Origin of the sequence: Winogradskyella sp. HaHa_3_26 (assembly GCF_019278425.1) — a bacterium.
In the GTDB taxonomy this organism is placed as follows: Bacteria; Bacteroidota; Bacteroidia; order Flavobacteriales; family Flavobacteriaceae; genus Winogradskyella; species Winogradskyella undariae.
This window is the reverse complement of the sequence record NZ_CP058981.1, coordinates 3,107,301-3,129,585: the sequence shown is the minus strand read 5'-3', so window position 1 is coordinate 3,129,585 and position 22,285 is coordinate 3,107,301. Positions and strand designations below refer to the sequence as shown.

At 30.0% G+C, this 22,285-nt stretch carries 21 protein-coding genes; all 21 read right to left on the bottom strand.

From position 1 onward, the window contains the following. Position 1: 1 nt before the first annotated feature. Positions 2-808 carry a transglutaminase domain-containing protein gene (locus H0I32_RS13490; RefSeq protein ID WP_179314577.1) on the bottom strand — a complete coding sequence of 269 codons (807 nt, stop codon included), beginning with the start codon at positions 806-808 and terminating at the stop codon, positions 2-4. A gap of 123 nt (positions 809-931) precedes the next feature. Further along, positions 932-2,059 (bottom strand): glycosyltransferase, encoded by a 1,128-nt coding sequence (locus H0I32_RS13485; RefSeq protein ID WP_179314578.1) that lies wholly within the window; start codon positions 2,057-2,059, stop codon positions 932-934. Continuing rightward, positions 2,056-3,159 (bottom strand): glycosyltransferase family 4 protein, encoded by a 1,104-nt coding sequence (locus tag H0I32_RS13480; RefSeq protein WP_179314579.1) that lies wholly within the window; start codon positions 3,157-3,159, stop codon positions 2,056-2,058. Before H0I32_RS13480 ends, H0I32_RS13485 begins: the two co-directional genes overlap by 4 nt. After that, entirely contained in the window at positions 3,159-4,484 is a 1,326-nt protein-coding gene (locus H0I32_RS13475) for a glycosyltransferase family 2 protein (RefSeq protein ID WP_179314580.1), read from the bottom strand. Before H0I32_RS13475 ends, H0I32_RS13480 begins: the two co-directional genes overlap by 1 nt. Beyond that, positions 4,484-5,560, bottom strand: a complete 1,077-nt coding sequence (locus H0I32_RS13470) for a glycosyltransferase family 4 protein (RefSeq protein ID WP_179314581.1) — start codon at positions 5,558-5,560, stop codon at positions 4,484-4,486. Before H0I32_RS13470 ends, H0I32_RS13475 begins: the two co-directional genes overlap by 1 nt. A gap of 32 nt (positions 5,561-5,592) precedes the next feature. Next, the gene (locus tag H0I32_RS13465; protein ID WP_179314582.1) at positions 5,593-6,669 is read right to left on the bottom strand and encodes a glycosyltransferase family 4 protein; all 1,077 of its coding nucleotides are present in this window, start codon (positions 6,667-6,669) and stop codon (positions 5,593-5,595) included. 39 nt (positions 6,670-6,708) lie between these two features. Then, positions 6,709-7,449, bottom strand: a complete 741-nt coding sequence (locus H0I32_RS13460; RefSeq protein WP_179314583.1) for a hypothetical protein — start codon at positions 7,447-7,449, stop codon at positions 6,709-6,711. Between the two features lie 24 nt (positions 7,450-7,473). Then, entirely contained in the window at positions 7,474-8,211 is a 738-nt protein-coding gene (locus tag H0I32_RS13455) for a class I SAM-dependent methyltransferase (RefSeq protein ID WP_179314584.1), read from the bottom strand. A gap of 90 nt (positions 8,212-8,301) precedes the next feature. Beyond that, positions 8,302-9,507 carry a glycosyltransferase family 4 protein gene (locus H0I32_RS13450; protein ID WP_179314585.1) on the bottom strand — a complete coding sequence of 402 codons (1,206 nt, stop codon included), beginning with the start codon at positions 9,505-9,507 and terminating at the stop codon, positions 8,302-8,304. A gap of 1 nt (position 9,508) precedes the next feature. Beyond that, positions 9,509-10,672 (bottom strand): glycosyltransferase family 4 protein, encoded by a 1,164-nt coding sequence (locus tag H0I32_RS13445; protein ID WP_179314586.1) that lies wholly within the window; start codon positions 10,670-10,672, stop codon positions 9,509-9,511. A gap of 16 nt (positions 10,673-10,688) precedes the next feature. Then, a complete protein-coding gene (locus H0I32_RS13440; protein ID WP_179314587.1) occupies positions 10,689-11,525 on the bottom strand; it encodes a hypothetical protein in 837 nt (278 codons plus the stop codon). A gap of 59 nt (positions 11,526-11,584) precedes the next feature. Then, entirely contained in the window at positions 11,585-13,012 is a 1,428-nt protein-coding gene (locus H0I32_RS13435) for an MBOAT family O-acyltransferase (RefSeq protein ID WP_179314588.1), read from the bottom strand. Between the two features lie 42 nt (positions 13,013-13,054). Then, entirely contained in the window at positions 13,055-14,158 is a 1,104-nt protein-coding gene (locus tag H0I32_RS13430) for a glycosyltransferase (protein WP_179314589.1), read from the bottom strand. Between the two features lie 8 nt (positions 14,159-14,166). Then, positions 14,167-14,745 carry a DapH/DapD/GlmU-related protein gene (locus tag H0I32_RS13425; protein ID WP_218747076.1) on the bottom strand — a complete coding sequence of 193 codons (579 nt, stop codon included), beginning with the start codon at positions 14,743-14,745 and terminating at the stop codon, positions 14,167-14,169. Between the two features lie 2 nt (positions 14,746-14,747). Then, a complete protein-coding gene (locus tag H0I32_RS13420) occupies positions 14,748-15,740 on the bottom strand; it encodes a glycosyltransferase family 2 protein (RefSeq protein WP_179314590.1) in 993 nt (330 codons plus the stop codon). 3 nt (positions 15,741-15,743) lie between these two features. Next, positions 15,744-17,126 (bottom strand): asparagine synthase-related protein, encoded by a 1,383-nt coding sequence (locus H0I32_RS13415; protein WP_179314591.1) that lies wholly within the window; start codon positions 17,124-17,126, stop codon positions 15,744-15,746. A 37-nt stretch (positions 17,127-17,163) separates the two neighbouring features. Further along, positions 17,164-18,012 carry a glycosyltransferase family 2 protein gene (locus H0I32_RS13410; RefSeq protein ID WP_179314592.1) on the bottom strand — a complete coding sequence of 283 codons (849 nt, stop codon included), beginning with the start codon at positions 18,010-18,012 and terminating at the stop codon, positions 17,164-17,166. 3 nt (positions 18,013-18,015) lie between these two features. Then, the gene (locus H0I32_RS13405) at positions 18,016-18,912 is read right to left on the bottom strand and encodes a sulfotransferase (RefSeq protein ID WP_179314593.1); all 897 of its coding nucleotides are present in this window, start codon (positions 18,910-18,912) and stop codon (positions 18,016-18,018) included. Between the two features lie 15 nt (positions 18,913-18,927). Continuing rightward, positions 18,928-20,139, bottom strand: coding sequence for a glycosyltransferase family 4 protein (locus tag H0I32_RS13400; RefSeq protein ID WP_179314594.1), 1,212 nt, complete (start codon positions 20,137-20,139; stop codon positions 18,928-18,930). Beyond that, positions 20,136-20,966, bottom strand: coding sequence for a glycosyltransferase family 2 protein (locus H0I32_RS13395; RefSeq protein WP_179314595.1), 831 nt, complete (start codon positions 20,964-20,966; stop codon positions 20,136-20,138). The genes H0I32_RS13400 and H0I32_RS13395 overlap by 4 nt, the downstream gene beginning before the upstream one ends. A gap of 223 nt (positions 20,967-21,189) precedes the next feature. Then, a complete protein-coding gene (locus tag H0I32_RS13390; protein ID WP_179314596.1) occupies positions 21,190-21,792 on the bottom strand; it encodes a sulfotransferase family 2 domain-containing protein in 603 nt (200 codons plus the stop codon). Between the last annotated feature and the right edge of the window lie 493 nt (positions 21,793-22,285).

Here is a 22,285-nt window from a genome sequence, read left to right as displayed (position 1 = left end):
ATTAAGAAAAAATAATTTTATAATTATCTAATGGAAAACGGTAATGGTAACTTTTTCTAAAAACATACAAAACAAAGTGTGTTATAAAAACAGGAATATAAGGACGTGTATATTTTAAAAATACATCGTATGTTTTATTATCATAATTACAAATTAAAAAAGGAACCGTATCTTTATTTAAGTAATTTCTATAAACACTACCCTCTTCTAATGGTTTATTCTCATTAAAAGATTTATAGTGAACTGTCTTCTTATTTCGAGATAATTGAAACAATTCAATAACAGACAATAGTAATTTATCTTCATTAAAAAAAGTAAAACCATTATAAACATCAATAAGCACCCATTTATTTAATTCCTTACTAAATACTTCATTAAAAGAATGTCCACCATATTCGGTATTAAAAGGTGCTCTTGTAGTTCCCCATTCCCTAACTTTTATTGAATTAATGACACAAAAATTATTAAAAATCTGTGCCATATCACTACAAACACCGCCTTTACCATCCAGCATAATTCGTAATGCCTTCTCTGAAGGCTCACTTAATCCTGGCCCACCTTTAATGTTATTCTGTAGCCAAATGCTTAATTTTTGAATTAAACATAAGTCAGATTCTGGCATAGAATCTTTAAAGATTGATTTATTAATCTCTTTATAATATGCAGGAATATCCTCCTTTCTGTTGGTTTTATTATAGGTACAAGCACTTAAATCACTAATCTCAACATTTTTAGACAGTAATTTAAAGCGGGTAATATATAAGATTGGGTGACGTTTAAAAACCCAAAACAGTTTTTTTAAGATCATCTAGAATAGCACATTTTTTAACATCGGCTAAATGTAATTATTTTTTTTTTACTAGGCATAATAAATCAATTTTTAACCAAAATAAAATCAGCATCTTACGGTATTAATAGTTAATTCCAAACCCTACATTAAATCGATCTTAATCCGCTCATTATAATACGAATATGCGAATTTTGAAATAGTTGTTTTCTTTGAATCTATCATCTTAGAATATGTTAATTCAGATAGTTCTAGTAGTTTTTCAATTTTAGTTAATAAACCTTCTTCTGTAATTGAAGCTAGTAAAAATCCGTTTTGATTATCAATAACATAATTAGAAATCGAAGACACATCAGAAACAATAGGCAAACAACCATAATTCATAGCTTCAGCTATAACTTTTGGAAAACCTTCAGATGCAGATGGTAAAATGATAGCATGAGAAATCTGATAAATTTGATGAACATCTTCACGAGATAAATAGCCATGAAAGATAAAATTCAAAGAACTATTTAGAGTTTGCGCTTTGTAGTAATCAATTAATTCTCCATCTCCCACCAAATGAATATCTCCTATACACGATTCTTCTTCTTGTGAAAGTAATTTAAATGCATTTATAAGTAACCCTAATCCTTTAGCTTTTTCTAATCGCCCAACGAAACAAAAATTAATCGCTTCTTTGTTTAATTTTTTATTTTGAGTAATAAATTGTCCTTGTGTAATTTCTTCGGCTGTTAAACATGGGTTTTCAAATGTAAGACAGTGTTTTTCTTGATTCTCCCATCTTCCATTTATCGTAACAGTTCTACGCTGTTGTTTCAGTAAATAACGTTGAAAGCGATAAGCCATTGGCGCATTCTCCTGTTTCCAATTACCAGCATATTTAAACCATCCTTTTTTTGAACTTAAAAAGATTAAATAAGGAACAACAAAAACTCCAATTCCTGTTGGTGCCCTAAACTGAAAATAATCTGATTTATTTAAAGCTTTTTGAATCGTTCTCAATATTTGAGGCGTTTTCCATATTATAGCAAGTTTATCTACTGTCTTTGTTCCGCCAACAGCTGGTAAAGCAACAAAAGTTATAGTGTTAGACGTGTAAGCTAATGCACTTGATGGCGCAGGAATATCATGCAACATAGCCACATGAATAATCGAATCAAAAACCTCTACCAAATTATTGACCTCAGTAACAGTAGATCCTAATCCTACAATAGTACCATCTGTTTTTTTGTAATGCTCCGTATGAGATATTATAGTTAATGTACTCATATTAACAAAGCTATATAGTGTTTAATAATAGTGGTCCAATTATGATCTAAAGCCCAATCTTTTGATGCTTCAGAAAAGGTGTCTTTTGATTTTAATATGCTATCAATGGCCTTTAAAAATTGACTCGTATCACTTGAATCTATTAATACTCCAGAAACATTAGGTTTAATAGCATCTTCAATACCACATTTTTTAGATCCTATAGCTGGTACACCTAAGGCATTAGCCTCTAGAATTGCAATACCAAAACCTTCAACATCTCCGGTTTTACTTTCACTACTCAACATTACAAAAATAGTAGTACTACTTAATACCTGTTTTAATTGTTCATCGTCTAAAGCGCCATGAAATGTTATATGTGAATTTACACCTAAATCTATTGCTACTTGAGTAAAAGAATCTGACTCAGTTGGAATACCTACACAATGGTAATGCAGGTCTGGATAATGTTTAAGTAATTCTGGTAAATGTTTTATAACATTGAGTTGCCCTTTTCTTGAACTCACACGACCAATTGTTGTTAGTACAGGATTACCTTTTAAAGTTATTGAATTTCTCCCATCAGAATTCCATTCGTTTGCACGTATACCGTTTGGAATCACCTCAACGTCTTTATTTAAATAGGATATTAAACTTTTTGTATAACGAGAAACAGCAACGATACTATCCATTTTATTTAAAGAATAATCTATCGATTTTTTCAAAATAAAAGACTTAAAATTAACTTCTGTTCCGTGAACAACTGCTATTGTTTTGGCTTTTTTAAACCTGCTTATAAAAGCCACATTCCATAGCGAGAATTTACCAGTAGCGATGACATGCGATGCTTTTGAAAAATTTTTATAGGTCACAGCAATTCTATTCAAATACATTTTAAATCGTTGTTTGTGGCGTTTTATTCGTATCACTTTAAAAGGCAACGTTTTATCAAAAACGGCTTCTTCTTCACCTAATGTTGATCGTTGATCTGCAATAACCGTAATTGAATAGTCATTTTTAGATAATTCTAAGGCTAATTGATAAGCATGATTACCTATTCCGCCTGGTTGTGGCGGGAATTCTGAAGTAACAATTAATAGCTGCTTGTTTTGTAATTGCATTATAAAGTTTCTATTAAAGGCCCCTTATTAATTTTCTGACTCGCTAAACTCCAAGATTTAAATACCTGATAAAATACTATTGGAAGAATAAGCAGTGTTAGAAAAGCTCCCAATATCAATAAAGGTTTATTTTTTTTAAATTGATAAGGAAAAATTGATAATGGAACCATGCGAAACAAAGCTAATTTTGTCGCTTTTTTTCCATAATAGCGTCTAAAATAATAAATAACACTTGGTATAGGCCTTGGCGCAAAAAAATTAGAGGGTCTAAAAGCATCCCAACTACCCATTTCTCGTAAACCACCGGTTCCTGCTTTTACATCAATGCAAGATGCTATTGGGTTAGATACACTTTTTATACCTTCGAGATAAACGCGCATACCAAACTCACCATCTCCCATACGTTGTTTTTCAAATTGCCTATCAAATAAGCCTACGCTAGTAAAAACAGTTTTATAAAGCATAGCGTTACCTGTGGCAAACTGAGATGCTAGTGCAAAATAAGATCTATCTTTAGGTATGTGTTGCCCTTCTGGATAAAAAACACCAGCCGAAACTTCTGAATCAAAAAAATCTAAACACTTTAAATGAGAACTAATCCAATTAGAAGCAATACGAACGTCATCTTCAGAAAGCGCAATTAAATCTCCTGTAGCGTCTTTAACAGCTGTATTACGTGCTAACCAAAGTGCTTTTTCTTCCTGTCTTATAAGATTAATATCTAAATTATAATTCTTATAAAATTCTGGATTAAAGGGTTCTGATTGATCTACAACTATAACTTCAAAATTAGAATAATCTTGTGTTTCTAAATCCTTTAAAACATCGTGTAAATAATTGTACCGATTCAAGGTAGGAATAACAACACTTACTTTAGGACTTTCTTTTAGTAATGACGAATTAAAAGTATCCCAATCTTTGTAAAAAATGGGATTAGCACCAACAGAAACTCTATCAACAGACCTTGTTTTTAACCAAGCTCGTATTTCCCTAAATGGGTTATGAAATGAAAAAACTCTTAATAGCAACACATATAAAACCCAAGCTGAATTAAAATACTTTCGGGCAAAATGGTAATTATCTTCAATACTAATGGTTTCAAAACGAGAATACGTAGGTGTATCTCCAACGTAGCCATTCTGTATGGCTTGCCAAGACAAATCATATTCTGCAGCACGTTCAGATGAATATTTAGTATCTCTACTTAATTTTGACAAGACAAATTCAGGAAGCTGTTCTACTTCAGGAAAAACAGAACCATTAGTTTTAGTAAAGCACTGAAAATAATGTGTAGGCTGTATATATTTTAAAAAAGTGAATAGCATTAAACTTTTTTTATCGTTTTTAGAATTTTTTTGAAAATAAGGTCTTTATTGAAAGTGCTAGTATATAAATCATTAAAATAATTACTAGCCATTCCTCTTTTCTCTACATAGTTCAGTAAACTGTGTTTTAAATCAGTTACCGAATTAGGGTCAAATGTAAAGTTTTTTAATGAAAATTGTTCTTTATCTACAAAGTCTAAAGCTCCAAATTTTGAAGATACAATAACTGGTACTCCCAAAGCTATAGCCTCTATAAAAACCAAACCAAAAGCTTCATTATAACTAGGCAGCACAACCACATCCATACTTTTGTAAAAAGCAACCATTTCCGTTACAGACAAATTCCCTAAAAATGTAACACTATCGTTAAGATCTAATTGATCTACCAATAAACTTAAGGATTCCTTATATGAACCGTTTCCTGCTAAATATAATTGTATTGGCTTATTACTTTCCGATTTTAGCTGACTTACAGCTTTAATTACGGTTTGATGATTTTTATCTGATACCAAACGTCCCGGACTGCCTATTTTAAAAACCTTTTTGTTTTCTAAACGTTTTAAGGTTTTTGGACAAGGCTTATAATCGTTAATATTAGTCCAAAAAGGTACAGCATTTGTTCGCTCTCTTGGTACTTTGTAAACCGTATGCATTTCTTCTTGTAATTGTTTGGAATTAGCCAAGACTAAATGTGCCATATTTAAATACAAGGTTTTGTTTAAAACTTTAATAAAACTAGGCTTAGTGTGTCCATAAGCAGAATGAAACCAAGCGATGTTATGCTTAATCCCTAAAAGTCTGCCAGCTAAAACTGCAGGATTAATATAGCTAAAATTGGAAATAACAATGTTGGGCTTTTCTTTCTTTATTAGTTGATATATTTTATAATAATTACTAAAATACCCTTCATTTTTCTCAATACGAACCGAGACTCCGTTTTGAAAAAAAGATTTATTTTTTTGTTTTAAACAGAAGTTAATAACCTCATAACCTTCTTCTTTAAGTTTTTTAGATAATTCTTGAAAAAAACTAGAAAGTAAACCTTTATTATGTGTGTATAGAATTATAATTTTCAAACTAATTTTTTCAATTTTATATAAACACTTAACTATTTTAGCTCAAGATTTCCAAGGAACATATCAAAAATAATAGCTTTATTATAGTTGTCTTCATATAGATTTTCAAAGTATATTTTAGGTAATCCTTGATGTTCCAAATATGGAATTAATCGGTCCTTAAGTTCTTTTACCGAGTTGGGTTTAAAAGTAACTTTAGTAAACATTTCGTTTTTATCCTTTATAAAAGATAAGGCACCAAATTGTGAAGACACAACAACTGGTGTTCCTAAAGAAATTGCTTCTATGAAAACCAATCCAAATGCCTCATGCAAACTAGGCAATACAACCACATCCATTTGATTATAGAAATTTAACATCTCATTGGCAGATAATTGTCCTAAAAATGTAACCTCATCTATTAGGTCTAAGTATTCAACTTTCTTTTTTAACTTAGAAAGTGCATTTCCAACTCCTGCAATGTAAAGATGAAAATCATAATTATTTTCACTTTTTAATTGAGAAATTGTTTCTATTATTATTTGTTGGTTTTTATCATCAGTTATCCGACCTGGGCAACCAATTTTAATAATCTGAGAATCTGTTTTAAATTTTAATTCAGATGGCATCAACTTTTGCTCGGAAATATTACTCCAAAAAGGTATAGCTTGTGTCTTTTGCTTCTGAACACCATAAAGCTCATGTAATTCTGTCTTTGTTAGAAACGAATTAGCAATAACTTTATTTGCTAATTTCAAAAATTGTTTTTTTATAAAAATTTGAGTTTTACTCGATTCTAACTGTTCATTTAATGAGTGAAACCATACCAAATTCTTTTTTACTCCAAACAACTTCCCAAATAACAATGCGGGATTTACATAACTAAAATTAGAAAGAATAACATCTGGCTTTTCCTTTTTAATAATGTTATATACATTATGATAATTAACTACATAACCTTGTTTTCTTCTTACAATGACTTTAACACCATCTATCTCTCGCTCACTTACAGAACCTTTCCAAGAAAAACTAACAACATTATATCCTCTCTGAACAAGCTTTGCTGATAGTTCATGAAAAAAACTAGAAAGATACCCTTTATTGTAAGTGTGGAATAGAAGAATTTTCAAAAACCTTATTGTAAGTTAATTCAGATTAAAAGTTATAGTTTATTTTAAAATTTTATTATACCAAAATGGAGTTCTCAAAACATGTATAATTTGTTTTATTTTAAATTTTAAAAGCCCGTGATCATATGAGGTTCCAAAACCTCCACTTACACCTTTTATTCTTAAAGGGCTAAACAACTGTTTAAATACTCCTTCCTTTAAATTATAGCAAATAACAGAATTCCATAACGCCATCTCAAATGAGTAATTTAAATTAACATTTTCTCTTTCATTTTTTAAATACGGCCAAAAATCTAATGAAAATATAAAACACCTTGAGTCCATTTTTTTTAATTTAAAAATATTGCAAGAAACTATTTCACTGTTTTTTTTATTCTTAGCAAGAAACTTATCTACTAGAATGTTTAAGTTAAGAACTTTTAATCTTCCTGTAATTTTTATGATGTATTCTGCTTCTCTTATTCTTTTCGAATTTTCAATCGTATAATCAATTATCCCCAATTCTTTAAAACCTTTACCTTTATCTTTTTCCTTATCTTCTTTTTCCAACTTATAAACAAGAAATTCAATCCTATCTTCGAAACCTTTAAAATATTTTTTTAAAGAAACTCCTGAATTTTCAGTAAAAACAATATTGTAACTTGTTTTTATTAGATAATAAGAGATAGCGTCAATGTATTGTTTTTTTCTCACCTCTGGATCTATCAAAACTAATGTTTTAAAACTATTAGGATTAATAGTTCCCGTAAGTAGAACTACAATTTTATTATTTGAGATCATATAAAAGTAATTGAATCACTCATTTTAATTAAAACCGATTGCAATTAAATGTGCCGTTTCTTGTGATGTCTCTTCTAAACCTTTAGATTGAACACGATTAATAATATTAGAACTTATAGACTTTAATACACTAAAAGGATTACCACTTTTATAACTCTTTAAACCGTTTACTCTGTGTTTTCCTGTCTTTACAGCATAGTGAACATCAACGTTATCAAAATATTTTTCTAATAAGGTTTTTAATTCTAATCTTGTATAATGCCTTACATGATCTGGATTTTTACCAGGACCTTCGTTTTTTATAAAATCCCCATTTGGCGTTGTAAAATAAGCCCAACCACCTTTGTCTACAACTTTGGCTATATTTCTTATAAAAACATCATCTGCCTCCACATGCTCTATAACTTCTATACAAACCACTGCATCGTAGGATGCATCAGGTAACGTAGATTTCGTCATATCTTCAATGACAACGTCTTTTATATTACTTCGTTTTTTTTGAATTGTTTTTAGGATTTCTGATGTAAATCCTAAATTTAAAGCCTCTCTTGTACCTTCTTCCTGAGGAACATCTAGCAAAGTAACAGCCATTGGTAAATTGATGGTATAAGGAGATTTACGACCACCTACATCTAAAACGGAAGGTATTGTATTTCCTTTTTTATGCTGTTTTAATAGTTGTTTAATATCCTTTCTAACGGTTACCAAATGCGTTGTCATCACAGGAAATGTTATCCAACGCAAAAATTCATAATTTGTCATAATTACCTTATAGAGTATGTTGTGCTATATCTTTCAGCTACAATAATAAAGATAAAGAATGAAAAAAGCATTGGGTTTTTATAAAAGGGGTCATTTTCTCTTATTTTCATAGAAATTTATAAACGCTTGATTTTGTTGCTCTAGATTAAATATGCTTTTTACCCGATATTTTGCTGTTGTAATAATCTTCTCTTTTTCATCAATACTTAAATGGTGTACATCATTTATTTTTTGAGCCAAAACTTTTGGCTGTCGTTTAGGAACTACCCAACCTGTCTTACCATCTAAAACATTCTCTCCCAAGCCTTCAGCATCAGACACGATACATAACAATCCCATAGATTGGGCTTCTAGAACGGCGTTACAAAACCCTTCTTGTATACTGTATTGTAAATAAATCGATGCTTTTTCTAATGTTTTTTGTACTTGATCGTGAGGTAATTTCCCTGCAAAAGTTATATTATCTAGAATATCTAGTTGGTATGCTGCAAATACTAAGCGCTCTCGTTCTATACCATCTCCAATAATGGTGTAATGAAAATCTACACCTTGCTGTTTTAGATCAGCTAAAGCTTCAAAAGTATACTCTAATCCTTTTTTCCAATGTAATCTAGCGACCGTTATTAATTCTAACGTATCTGTAAAAACCCTTTTCTTATGAGAAGTGAAGAATTCTGTATCAATGGCAGGTGTAATAACATGTATATGTTTAGAAGCAATATTTTGACTTATTAAATCTTGTTTCATTTCTTGGGATAACACATGATAGTCAATAGCTTTTTTAAATAAAACATCATAACATCCATGATGTTTTAAGGGAGATAAATAGAGATCAAAACCTCTAAAACTAACAGCCATTTTCGATCCCATAGCTTCAGCAATGTTTTCTCTTTTAACGGCAAGCATGCCAAAACCAAAATGCAACCAATCGATAGAATAGTCTAGAAAAAAATGGTTAAGAATAAGACATCTCATATTTTCCTTAAAAACTAAACCATCCTTTTTATTTAATTGAAATAAATTATAAGTCCTTTTCGGATGTATAAAAATCAATTTCAATAAAGCAAAAAAACGACTCCAAATAGCAGATAAAATATTTGCACTAAAATGAGGTGCACTTACTACTTTACAAGAAAAAGAAGCATCATCTGGATTTATATAATCCACAAATAAAATAACCCGAAAACCATGTTCCTGTAAACCTTTAATTTTATTTCTAAAAAAAGTTTCGGAATAGCCAGGTACTGATGATAATACAATACCAATAGTCTGCGAATGTGTATCAGTTTTGGCCATCTTATAGAGTTTCATATAACGCCAACATATTACCAACCATTTGTTGTTCTGTATGCTGGGATTGAATAGTATTTAACGCATTATTTACTAGCTTATTTTTTAATTCACTTGGAGTATTCATGATGTCTATAATTTTTTTTGCAATAGCATCAGAATCACGAATAGGAACAATAAAACCATTGTATCCGTCTTCAATCACCTCTTTCATACCACCACAATCCGTAGTAAGCACTAATGTTCTGTTCTGCATAGCTTCTAAAACAACATTCGCAATACCTTCTTCGATGCTTGGTAATAAAAGTAAATCTGCATCAACCATTAATTCTTGGACTTTGGCATAAGGCAATGTATCTAATAACGTGACTTCATTTTCTAACTTCAAATCATGTACTTGATAAGAAAACTCAATGTGGTTTGCACCACCAATAATTGTATAATGAAATTTAAAACCCTGACTTTTAAGTATTTTTAAAGCATCTATAGCATATGTATAACCTTTTTTCCAATGCGGTCTACCTATAGAAATAATTTGGAAAACAGGATTCTCCTTAGGTAATTTCACACTCATCTGGTCTGGTCGCAAACCACTATAAACTACCTGAATTTTTTCTCTTGATGCATTATATTTTTCAGCTTCTAAACCAATCGCTATAGACACAGCATGAAAAGCATCTACCCTTGGGAAATTTTCTTTATACATTGAAGCTAAAGTAGCATCTGCAATAGGTGAGTAATTAATATGAGCGCCTCGCAAGCTTAGTACTAATTTAATACCAAAGGCTTTAACCCAAACCCAATCTGCTAAACCTTTAGCCCATTGCACATGAAAAACATCTGGCCTATGCCATAATACAGGATAACATTTCACCCTATCTAATAAGAGGTTTTTAGATTGTTTTCTTAAAATAGCATCTAGTTTTCTTTTGTCTTTACCTTTAAAGAGTAACAACAACAAACTGTATTTTATTAAAAATAAAGTTTTACTAATTTTTGTATTTTTATACGCAAAAACAGAAACAGATTTAGAATAAGATATTTTTTTCTTAGTAAACCCAAAAAGATAAATCTCACAATCTTTACGAGACAACCCTATAATAAGCCGTTCTATAAACGTAGTGCTAGGTATATCACCTGAGTAAATTGCTATTTTTAATTGATCTTTCATTAACTAAGTATTCCTATTACTTCCATAAACTCTTCAAATTTCTAGCAAAAGATTCACTAGCAACTTGTCTCCCTTTAGTATTAACGTGTATAACGTCATAAAAAAGAGCATTATTCGTCAACAAATCACTATGGTTAATTATGGTATAATTTGCAGACTCAGCAATGACTTGACGTCCTTTAATTGGTGAGAAATAACAAATTAACTGTATCTTATTCTTTACACATAAGTCGTTTATTTTTTTTACAAATTTATTTTCAAAAAATACAGGTAATGCTTTAAATGTTGTAATAGCAATATCTTCATTGTTTTTTAAAGGATATGTATAATTGCCTTTAGCATCAAATCTATTTCTCTTTTCAGGCTGAAAAAACGAGAATATAGAGGGATAAAAAAGTTCCGTGTTAAAATAAGAAACACCTAAAACAGGAAACCATTTAGAATATGAAAGCAACTGTGTTGGTTGGCTAGAAAAGGATGAATAATATCGATGTATATAGTCTACAGAAGCGTATGGCAAAAAACGATAATCGTTATCACTTATATCTTTATTTTTAGCATCAAAACTAACAGCGCTCGGTGCTAAAACACAATACTTTGTTTTTTTTCCTTGTGCTAAAAAGTGTTGTAACATTAAGTATTGGCTAGATAAAGCGGTATTATCCATAGATAAATTGATACCATCAATATCCAAAACAGAATCTATAACCTGAGTATTAAGCGTTGTTAATCCTGTACTAGATCCTAATATGATATAATCAAACTCTTTGTCTTGAACAGAATTAACTAAAAAAGAAGGTTTATAAAATGACGATTGCCGTAAAGACCATAAACTTCCCACTGCTACACACATCGAAATGCTAAAAAAAAGCAGTAACACAAATCCTATTCTTTTTAAAAACAAACGCATATTTAAAATTGAAAATAAATAAAATCAGATGGATTTTTAAACACTCCCATAAAACAGATAAGTAGCGCAATAAAAATTGCTGAATACCTGTTCAAAGTGACCTCTTTCTTATTGTCTTGAACAGACAAGAATTCAAACAAGAGCAAGGTAAGGATACTTAATACAATAACATAACTAAACAATATCATTTTAGAACTTTTAATAAATACAGAGACCGAGCTTCCTTTAAAACTAAATATATCTATAATAAACTGATATGCTATACTCACCGTATCTGCTCTAAAGAAAATCCAAGCAAATGTCACCAATGTAAAAGTTACTATAAGCATAGGAATCTGTTGCAATCTAATTTTCGTGAATTCTAGATGTTTTCGGTTAGATTTTAACAATAATAACGGTAAAAAGAGTATGGCATGAATCGCACCCCAAATAATAAAAGTCCAATTCGCTCCGTGCCAAAACCCGCTAACTAAAAATACTATAAAGACATTTCTTATACGATGCCAATCAGTACCTAGAGAACCACCTAGAGGTATATAAAGGTAATCACGAAACCAAGTAGACAAGGAAATATGCCAGCGTCTCCAAAACTCTGCTATATCTCTTGAAAAATAGGGAAAAGAAAAATTGGTCATCAATGAAAACCCAAACAATCTTGACACACCAATAGCTATATCTGAATACCCAGAGAAATCACCATAAATTTGAAAGGCAAACAATACGGCTCCTAAAAACAGTTCCATAGAGCTGTAACTTGTTGCTCCATCGAAAATCTGATTAACAAAAAATGCACAATTATCTGCTACAACGACCTTTTTAAAAAGTCCCCAAATAATTAAATAAAATCCACTAATAGCGAACTCGCTATTAAACACACGTTTTTTATTAAACTGAGGTAATAAATGAGAAGCCCGTTCAATAGGTCCAGCTACTAACTGCGGAAAAAAGGATACAAAAGCGGCAAACTGAATAAAATTAGAAGTAGGTTCAATTTTCGCTTTATAAACATCTATAGTATAACTCAAGGTTTGAAATGTATAAAATGAAATACCAACAGGCAAAATAATACTTAGTGTACTCGTCTGCATTGTAACACCAAAAAATTGCCAAGCCTCTACCCAACTTTCAATAAAAAAATTGAAATATTTAAAAAAGGCTAACACACCTAAATTAAATATTAGACTAACTAAGAGCAGTATTTTTCTTGATTTTTTATGTTTCGTTTTTTTGATTTCATTAGCAACTAAATAATCTACAACTGTACTCAATATTATTAATCCTAAAAACCGATAATCCCACCAGGCATAAAACAAATAGCTTGCTCCTACAATTAAAAGATTTTGTAAAGAAAGGGAACGCTTGGTTACATACCAATAAAGTATAAATACAATGGGTAAGAATATTGCGAAATCAATGGAATTAAAGAGCATCGTATTATTTTGCTTCTAATATGTTAGATATAACTTCAATAGTTATCTAAACATTTTTAAATATAAATTTTCATGTTTTTTTATAAAGTCTTGTATAGAAAACTCTTTTACAACTTGTGCCCGCATATTTTCTCCTAACTCTTTTCTATCACTAACATCCATCCGTTTTACATAATCAATTTTTTTTGCTAGGACATCCACATTACTAGCTTCAAATAAACAATCAGGAAACTCTCTAAGTATATCCTTCACACCCGACACATTAGAACCCAATACAACACAATTAGTAGCCATAGCCTCTAAAGGTGCATTTGGTATTCCCTCTCTTCTACCTTCATCTTTAGTTGGTATTACAAATAAATCTGCCAAATTCAAATAAGGTCTTATTTCTAACTGCTTTCCAACAAATACAAAATTCGTATTACCCGCATACCTCGATTTTAAATCTTTTCCATACTCACTTTCATCATTACCGACTATGAGTATTTTTATAGAATTATCATTCATTTTTTGTACAGCTTCAAAAAGAACTTCTATACCCTTTACTGCGACTAAATTTGCAACAGACAAAATAACGAAATCGTCTTTTCCAAAATATGTTTCTTTATTAATATCCAAAGAACTAGAGTTAGGTTTATAAACGTTAGTATCAATTGCCAATGGGAAACGCTCAACCTTATGTAACATTTTTGAAAAATACTGCTCAATCATATCTTCATTAACGACAATTATCCTTGAACTTAATTTAGATCTCCAACTCCAATATCTATTTGCCCACCCCATTGCTTTTTTAGTATACACATAAGGAATCCCTGCTAATTTAGCTGCTAATGGCTCAGAAATATCAGAGCTCCAATGCCAAGAATGAATGATGTCAAATTGATTGGATTTAAAAAACGCTCTTATTTTTAAGACACGAGACAAAAACGTTAATCTAGGTCTATAACTCGTAGTAAATGGAAATATATGAATCTTTATATCGAGTTTTTCAACCTCATTATAAAAATCACCTTTATTATGAAAGATACAAATCTCAGGATCAAAAATATCTTTGTCTATATTCTTTACCAAATCATAAACAGATTTCCCACTTCCTGCTGTATTGAAATTAGGAATTGTATATAAAATTTTTATTTTTTTAGACATAAATATACTTACTTATTAATAATCTTAGCAGGATTCCCAGCAACAACACAGTTAGAGGGCACGTCTTTCACCACTACTGAGCCAGCTCCAACAACAACATTATCTCCTATAGTTATTTCCCCTATAATTACAGTATTTGCTCCAACAGTTACATTATTTCCTATGGTTGGTAATAAACTATTATTATTCCCTTTGTTACCTATAGTTAATCCATTTCTAAATTGAAAATTTTCTCCAATAGACTTGGCGTTAATAACGGTAGCAAATGGGTGATAACAAATCATACCTCCCGCTATTTTGGTACTTCTAAAGATCTTACAAGGCACTTCTGCTGTAAACCAATTTTTCCATCTGTAATTTACTTTTCTAATCCTCCAGAAGAAAATAAATGCAAAATCCGGATAATAAACCATTAAGTGTTCAAACTTTTTCTTTAAAGTATTAGGAGTCACTTCGCAGCCCCTAGCTTTTATTGATTGCTCAATATCTTTTTGGATAATTTCATTTTTAGCGACATAACCATTAAACAATCTTATTATAATAAGTTTTTTTAAAGCGTGCTTATAAAGAAAAAACAAACGTTTCATTATTAAAGTTTTTCTATAAAATTCTTCATGTAAAAAGGGACAAGGTAATAAACATAAAATTTAAGTAAAAATGAGAAAGGTAATAGTGTCAGTTTAAATAGATATATACGCAAAAGTAAAGGCAATTTTATGGGTGCAATTTCTTGTAATAGTACTTTTCTTAAACTATTTCTATTAAAAAAACCATCTGTTTGATATATACGTTTACCAATAGTTTTATAAAAATAAGCGTATAATAATTGCTTATACCTAAGGGGTACATCATTTTCTAAATAAAAAGGTAAGTGAGATTTTAAAAACCGCGTCCAATGCAACGAAACAAGGTTTTCTTTTCTTTTCGCCATCTCTATCGTTGATGTAGAATGCTTAAAATACAAGTATACATAGGTGTCTAAAAATGCAACTTTACTAGTCATTCCAAGCTTTATATCAAAAGCAGTGTCCTCGGTGTTTTTTATGTTTTCATTATAAGATCCAATACGCTCAAAAATCGTTTTTCTATACAGAAATGCAGGAGGTCCTACAACATATTTTAAATTTTCAAACCAATACATACCCCAATAAGGTTGCTCTTTAAATAACACATTATTAGTCTCATCATTTGGTTTTTTGGTTTCTGAAATCCCTTTATAGGATTTTACCATTTTACCAAACACAGCTTCCACGTCTGGGTTGGCATCTAATACGGCAATCATTTTATGTAATGCCGTTGGGTAAATCTCATCATCTACATCAAAAATATAGATATATTCCCCTTTTGCATTTTCTATACCTAAATTTCTTGCAGGTGCTGCTCCTTGTTTCGATTGTATTAGTAATTGAACTCTTGAATCCTGATTTACTAATTTGTTTATTTCTAAAACAGATGTATCAACCGAATTATTGTCTACATAAAGAATTTCAAAATCTTCTAACTCTTGATTTAAAATAGACTGATAAGATTTCTGAATAAAATTGGCACCATTATAAACAGGAATAACTACTGATAATTTCATAATTTATTTAGTGTAATAATGTTTATGCCATAACGAAAGTGTAAGCAGTATACTTACAGGCGTAGAATAGTTTACGGTATCAACCATTTTAAACTTATTATAAAAGTCATCTACAATTTCTTTTGGAATAAATTCTTGGAAGGAAGAATCATTGAGATACTTTTTTAAGTGATTATCATTTTCAGCTCCTAAAAATTGTAACTCAAAGTTGCGTTGAATATACGGATTACCAATAGCACTATTAAATTCTCGTTTCAATTTATTAACTATCCTATATGGTATATTGTAGGGACTTTTGTTGTAATGGAAATTATTTATATTAAATGGCTTATTCGCATGCCATGTAATATTAGCTAATTTTTCATTTTGTTTAATGTGAGCAATCTGTAAACGTCTATCGGCTAAATAGACCTCTGGTATGGTACAAATAAACTCACACATTCTATTATCATAATAAGGCATAGATATAGGATGTACAGATTCAAAAACACATAAATTCGTTGTTGTCCACCGATGTGCCCATTGTGAGGTTTTAAAAGCTCTAACTCTAGCGCTAATATTTTCAATTTTTATTTTGGCTAAAGATTTTTCTATTCTAGATACTAAATAAGGCTTAAATTCTCCTTCTAGATTCCATGATTTCCAAAGCGCTTCTGCGAACTCCAAACCTCCAGGTTTTAGCATTTTTTTTAGCAGTAACTTGGTTACGTCTTCCTCTTTAGTACCCTCAGGCGCACCACGATCAAAAAGCACATCTCCCCAATGCCCTAATGAAAAAACACCTTTCATTTTCTTAAGTTCTTCTAAAACTCCCATCTGCCTAGAATGTGTAAATTCAGAATAACAGCGGTTTAATTGGGCTAAATCGTCAATACAATTCCATAAATAGCCTTTAGGTATTTTAAATGCTTCAAATGTAAAATTACAAACGTTAGCAATCTGCTTGCTTATTTTATGCTCTGGGTAACCGCCCGGAAAAGCATAACTATAGGCATGTACAGGATTTTTTACATCTTTTAGAATTAAAGCTTGACTTCTACTATCTAGACCTCCAGATAATGGCAAAATAACAGGATGATCCCCAATTTGATCTTTGGTTATTGCGGTTAACAACGCTATATACTCGTTTAAAGCTTCCTCAAATGAAATATTTCTAGGAGTGTAATGCCATTCAAAATTAGGTTTACTGTCTACTAATAAGTTCTCATCATTGAAATAATGATCATGAGCTGGCAATAAGCAAACGGTATCTTTCCAATACGTATCACCATCTAAAAAGAACCCCGTAGCCGCGAAGATACAGATGGCTTCTTTATATAATTCGTGAGGCGCATCTATTTTTGCAAACTCTTGCTTGTTGGGTAGTATTCGGGTTTTTATAATCATAGTTAATTTGGTGAAACAAATATATAATAATAAAAAACTAATTATTGAAAAGTACTTTATCTGCTAAAGTCTCATCTAAAACTTCCGGATAGTCAGTTGATAATAAATCCTCTAAATTATAACCATTATCAATATACCATTTGTTACCTTTTAATTTATTTATACAATTCTCTACTGATATAATTCTATAATGATAACATAGTAAGTAAACTTGTTGAATATCTTTTTCTCTTAAACTATAGAAAAAAGGCGTCAATCTACTTTTTTCTTTTTTTATACTATCAACTATTTTTAGGTTTATTTTACGTGTTGGCGATTTGGGATGGTGATCCCAAATAGCATTAAAATATTTCGTTTTAAAAATGCACTTAACTTCAATTTCATTATAACGACAACGAAATTTTTGATGCTCACTCATTTCATTTTCATGCTTTAAATCATGATTCCAACGATATGTATTTCCTTTTAATATGCTCTTAGGTGATTTTTTTAATCCATTACTACTCATCATTACCCAAGGTACTTTAATACAATGTACGTTTTTAAAGGTTGTTGCTAGTGATTCTCGAATAGTTTTGTTTCCATGTTTTTTTGTCGAAATAAACTCATCTACATCCACATAAATCATCCAATCAAAATCATTTTTAATCTCTTGATATAAAGTATTTGCATAATTGTTCTGAATAATATTTTTTTCAAAAACCACTTTTACATTATGTTTATTTAATAGGTTAGTATAAATAGATTTATCACTAGAGTTATCGTCTATTATAAAAATCTTGTCCACTCCTTCATTTAAATAATACTTAGCAAATTCTTCTATAAAAAACTCGTCTTTACATCTACATATTAAGCCTATGGTAAATTTTTGCCTAAAAAAACTCATAAATTACCAATCTTCTTTTATATAAAAATGTTTCCAAACCTCTTTAGTACCACTTTTTATAATTTCTATTTCTTCTGGTTCTAATCTCTTCTTCCACGTAAAAATGTTTTCTTTAGAATCTCTTGAAAGGTAAGAACCCTCTTGAGGCTTAGATGAATTGATAATAGCATTTTTTATTGGCGTTGTAAATTTCAAATTTAATTTTTTAAAAATTTGATTATACTTTTCTTCAGGACTTCTCGATAAATCTTCATGTCTAATAAAAATCCAATTAGGATTATCTTTATATTTTTCTTGAAGCTTAAAAACAACACTATAAAGAATATTCCATATTAGAATACTCGATTCAATCAGGTCTTGTTTTTCATTAGCTAGTTCCATTTCTAACTTGTAATCAAGAAGATAATCTTGCATTAATTGATCTTGTTTTAATAAATTATTAAAATCAAATATCCAATTTTTCACTTTAACACTTGCTACAAAAGCAGCAGGATGTCGTATAGACACAATTACATATGCATCTAATTCTTCATAAAACCATTCTGACAATAACAATGCTATAGGATCTTTATATAGCGGAATAGCATGAAAGCACTTAAACTCATATAAAAATGCATCTTTTGCTTGCCCTAAATATTTGGTTTTTTTTAATGCTTTAAAAAGCCTGATGAAATCTATTTGATGAAACTTATTAAGATATTTCTTTAATTTCTTTCTGACACTTACATCAGAGTCCAAAGTAAAATATTGATACCAATATTGTAAAGGCATATCACTGTTTTTTGCAATATTAAAAGGCTCGTGTATATATTGCAATTCTTTAGACATCCCCATTATTTTCCCCATCCAAGTTGAACCTGATCTATGAATACCTGTGATTAAAAGCGTTTTTGGTTTCATTTTTATCTTTTATCCTTATTTTTTTACAAGCAAACTTAAAATTCTACGAACATAGATGGCTTTTCTCCTAAAATGTATTTTCGTACTTAATAATGGTCTAATTGCTAATTTAAGTCCCTCTACTTTATCACCTCTATTTAAAAGCTGCATAGACTGACTCAAATTATCATAAAGCAACTCTTTTTTTCGTTGCTCATTTGCAAACACAATTTTTGAAGTACGAAATGCCCAAGACTTTAAATTAATAGCTTCCCAACTTAAAATTGTTTCATTAAAAAGTGTTTTATATGCAGCACCTAAAGCTTCCCAAGAATATATCGAAGCAATGTTTTTCGATTCTGATGCGTAAGCTAAATACTTATTTTTATCTTCTTTCATTACTACCAAAGCCTCTGTTAAAGCTAAAACATCTGCTTTATCACACAGAATACCGCCACCTTTTTTTAATACATCTGCGGCGACACCTACATTAGTAGAAACCACGGGAATACCACTAGCTAAAGATTCTAAAACAGGTAAAGGTCCCCCTTCATAATCGGAAGTACATAAATAAACGTGTATTAACTCAAAAAACTTTAAAGCTTCACTGTCCGCCGTTAATTTATGGTGGGTGTAATTAATATTTGCTTTTTTCAAATCCGCATAATAAAGCTCCCAACCTCCGCCTTGAATTATTAACTCGACATCTATTTTATTATCTACAAGTCTTTTGAGTACTTGAATAGCAATATCGACACGCTTTCTATTATCTTTTCCAGGGTAAGACCCCATCATTCCTATTTTAAATGCTCCTTTTCCTGAATATAAGTTTGATTCAATGTCTCCAAAATCTTCGAGCATAATTCCTAATGAAGCCCTAATAGTATTCGTTTTCGTGCGATATTTTAGGTCATTTAACCACTCATTAGATACAACGTGAATAACATCTGCAAAAGAAGCTTCTTCTATTTTGTAAGTTTCATCAGAACAGACATGATGTACAGTAGCTATTTTGGGAATAGATATTTGTCTATATGCTATCTTTCTATTTTCTCCTAAATGGCCGACATTAAAAAGCCAATGCACAATATCTACGTGTTGCAACAAACGTTCAAACTCTTGATATCTATATTTAAATTCATGAATCGAAAAAAAATAAACATCATCGTCAGGTAGAGCCTTAACTATACCTTTAGCAATAGCACCTTCGGACCAATGGAAATTACCAGAAACTAATAAAACTCTCATAACTTACTTTTCATTCTTTTTATTTTATAAGTCATAATTTTATTTACTACAGAATAATCGAACCAATTTTTAAGGAGAACATAATTATGTATGCGATTATACTCTGCTAATTTAAATGTGCTTTTTTCTGGATTATTACGCACGGTACCTTTATGCTTGCGCATAAAGTTTAGTTTTTCTGCGATATATGTAAATTTATAATTTTCAACACATAAATGTACCCAAAAGTAAAAATCACCAATTGTTTTAAATGAAATTACTTCTTTTGCCTTTTGAGAAAGCACCGTTTTCTTAAAAACCGCAGAACTTGCATTTCTAATAATGCAATAATCTGGCATAAAAAATCTTAAAAATGCTTTACCATCTATATTAAAGTCTTTTTCTAAGAGCTTTTTATGTGTTCTTTCTATTCTAGTAGTGTTGCCTATATCGTTATTATATTCATCTATATTGGTTGTACCAACAAAAACAACATCTGGCGCATAATCGGTATTAAAACGGGTCATTGATGTCTCTAAAAGCAAGGGTGATGCGTAGTCATCACTTTCCGCAATCCATATAAAATCACCACTAGCGAGATCAATCCCTTTAAGCCATTGCTTAAATGTAGATCCCGAATTTACCTGGTTATATACAATATGTACTATTTTAGGATGATCTCTATAACTATCTAAAATAGTTTTGCTACAGTCTGTAGAACAATCGTCTAACAATATAACTTCAAAATTCGCATAGGTTTGCGCAAGTACAGAATCTATGCGTTGTTTTAAATAGCGCTCATGATTATAATTTGGAATTATTATAGAAACTAATGGTTTGTTTTGCAATTTCACTATTGTTTATCTATGACTTCATTTTAATATTTTCTCTTAAGAGAAATATCAATATAAATACTATTATTCTTTATTTATTAAACATGCTCTTAATGTAATTCTTCCAATATTTTAAAGGAATAAAAAAAACAGAAGGGCATACAGCTTTTAATGTTTCAACTAAGTTCTTTTTATTACAATAAGAATAATTAAAAAACTGAAAATCTGTTTTAAATTTTTAATAAACTAATTGTTTTCTATAAAAATTATAAAACACAGAATAGTGTCTAAATTTCTTTATCCCTTTTTTTGAATGTACATCAAAAAAATCATCAGTCAGTTTTAAATCTTGCTTTAATTTTTCAAATCCATCTTTAATATTTTCCATACGGATAACCAAATCATACGTTACTTCTTCTCCGTTTAAAAAAAAATATTCTTTTTGACTATTTAAATGATCTCCTCGATACCTTGTACAACTATTATCATTTAAAATAGTTTTGAATTTTCCTCTTTTAAAAATATAATTCTTAAAACTATCAATATAGCCCGAATCTTTTATCATATAAAAATAGTCTGATACTGCACGTCCATAAGGATTCCTAACAATTACAAACTTATAATAAGTTTCCCATTCCTGTTTACTTACAAAACCATAATCCAATAATTGTTGTGGTGTAGCATGTTGTAAATGCAAACCGTGCTTTTGATTCCAACCAAATAAATTAGAATTATTAGTCGCGGTGTTATCTAAATGATCTATACCAAAAGCTTTTTCCACAGAAGTTCCCGCACATTTAGATATATGAATAAAAATAATTTTATGGATATGATTTATCATGTAATATTACTGAATCTGTAGGTCTTAAACACTTCATTATTTTTTAGTCGCATATAAAATTTATAATACTTCCCAAAGAACTTTTGTGAAATTTTGGTGAGGTAATAATAATAGCGCTTCGGAAACACGTATTTAAGTTCTTTAATAAATTGAGAAGGTAAATTTATATTCTGCTTTAATTCAAAATAATTTAACCAAAAAGTATTAAAGAATATTCGTTTATGATGTTTCACATTAGCTCTCCCTTTTACTTGTTTAAAATCCGATAAAAACCGTTTTAAAGTTAAAAATTCTTTAACACACACAAGCTTGTTAGTAATTAAAAATAATTTAGAGTTAAAATTATATTCCTGTCTTCTCAATATTTTTTCATTTAAAAAACGAAGTTCTACAAATTCATTTAATATCAGATTTTGGTATTTATAGTAAAATGTTTTAGGTCCCAAAAACCGAAAACTTTATACAGTGAAATAATTATAATAATCAACAATCC